Source organism: Microcoleus sp. Pol12B5 (assembly GCF_036701335.1).
GTDB lineage: Bacteria > Cyanobacteriota > Cyanobacteriia > Cyanobacteriales > Microcoleaceae > Microcoleus.
This window is the reverse complement of the sequence record NZ_JAUBQQ010000165.1, coordinates 1-1370: the sequence shown is the minus strand read 5'-3', so window position 1 is coordinate 1370 and position 1370 is coordinate 1. Positions and strand designations below refer to the sequence as shown.

The 1370-nt window shown below is 45.0% G+C and carries 1 protein-coding gene; it reads left to right on the top strand.

The window, feature by feature from the left end; translation table 11 throughout:
- A partial coding sequence (locus QUA24_RS27220; RefSeq protein ID WP_333233534.1) for a transposase occupies positions 1 to 730 on the top strand: 730 nt, incomplete at its 5' end.
- Between the last annotated feature and the right edge of the window lie 640 nt (positions 731 to 1370).

The window sequence follows — 1370 nt, the reverse complement described above, 5'->3', positions numbered from 1 at the left end:
CTGTAGACCAGACCGGAAAAAACTGATGCTGCTGTATCTGGAGCAATTACAGGAGGAAGCACCCTCAACAGAACACGTTTTAGTGGCAATCGATCATACTGCATGGGGCAGACCAGATGCCAAAACATTACAAGACAGAACCCATGAATATCACAAAGGCGTAATTATTGGACAGGGGTACAGTACAATTGCGTGGATACCAGAAGCACAAGGAAGTTGGGCATTACCCCTGCTCCATGAAAGAATTAGTAGTGGGTCCTCACCCATTCTTCAAGCAGCTTCCCAACTCAAACTTGTCTGTGAACAGAGCATCCATCCAGTCTTAGCAGTTTTAGATCGAGAATATGGGAATGCAAATTGGGTACTGGCGATAGCAGGTATTCAAGCTGATTGTTTAATGAGAGTCCGAAGGAATGCCTGTTTGTGGTCAACACCACCAGCCTATAGTGGTCGCGGTAGGCCACGGAAACATGGGCAGAAAATGAGACTCAACGACCCAACCACATGGCTCCAAACGGATACTGTGATTGAAATTGACGAACATCCAGGGTTGGGAAAAGTCCGAGTCAGGCAATGGCTTGACTTACATTTCTATCGTGCCCCTGGACAAAGAGTCAATTTAATCCTCGCCCTTAAGAATGAAGCCCATGTCAAATGGTCAGCCGTTTCCACCCTTATGGTTGGCTTGGGTTGGAGAACGAACTCTACCCTTAGAAACAGTCTGGTTTAAGTATTTACGACGCTTTGGAGTCGATCATTGGTATAGATTTGTTAAGCAACGATTACATTGGACATTGCCTAACTTGAGAACTCCCGAACAATCAGAGCGCTGGAGCGATTTAATGCCATTGATGAGTTGGCAACTCTGGCTGGCTAGGGATTTAGTTCTGGAACATCGACTTCCTTGGCAATCTGCTACGATTAATTTAACTCCTGGACGTGTTGCCCAATCAATGTTTTCGGTTTTAGTTGACATTGGTACTCCCGCTACAGTGCCTAAACATAGGGGAAAATCCCCTGGTTGGGAAAAAGGAAAGGTACGTACTAAGGCACCGTGCTATACCACTGTTAAAAAACGCGTTTCTCGACGGAAAAAGTCTTCAAGATTAGCTGTTGAATCTTCTACCTCTTGAGTTTTTGAGCAACAGCTTGCCTTCTGCTAAAAGGCTGCTACTTTTAGCTGCACTGATTTTTTAGTCTAAACTACAGTTACAAAAGGTAGGGACAGATATTTTTCCTACACTGAATGTATGATAATCCTTAGTCATTAAAGCCAGAACTGCGGAATGTGGGTTTGATCGCCCCCGCGACTTACCAAATCCAGCCATTCCACCACAATATAAGCTGAATTCCCCTCAGTTCCCCAGCAA